Raw genomic sequence first — 276 nt, 5'->3', positions numbered from 1 at the left:
ATAAAGTTTAAGAGACGATACTGGGTCTGTAGCTCAGGTGGTTAGAGCGTTCGCCTGATAAGCGAGAGGTCGGTGGTTCGAGTCCACTCAGACCCACCAATTCCCTTCCCAAGGAATTGGCACACAGTATCGACACCTGATGGGGCTATAGCTCAGCTGGGAGAGCGCCTGCCTTGCACGCAGGAGGTCTGCGGTTCGATCCCGCATAGCTCCACCATCTTTAAGCGCATTTACTTTTGAATAGAAAGTTGAGTGTTTTTAAAAATGGTTTTCATC

At 49.3% G+C, this 276-nt stretch carries 2 tRNA genes; both read left to right on the top strand.

Annotated elements, in window-relative coordinates:
- Nucleotides 1–22 precede the first annotated feature (22 nt).
- Nucleotides 23–99, top strand: a tRNA-Ile gene (locus tag RH88_RS08115).
- 42 nt (nucleotides 100–141) lie between these two features.
- Nucleotides 142–217 (top strand) — tRNA-Ala (locus tag RH88_RS08110).
- Nucleotides 218–276 lie beyond the last annotated feature (59 nt).

The sequence above is a fragment of the Vibrio scophthalmi LMG 19158 genome, from assembly GCF_000222585.1.
In the GTDB taxonomy this organism is placed as follows: Bacteria; Pseudomonadota; Gammaproteobacteria; order Enterobacterales; family Vibrionaceae; genus Vibrio; species Vibrio scophthalmi.
The sequence above is the reverse complement of the archived record's forward strand: the minus strand, read 5'-3'. Positions and strand labels throughout refer to the sequence as shown.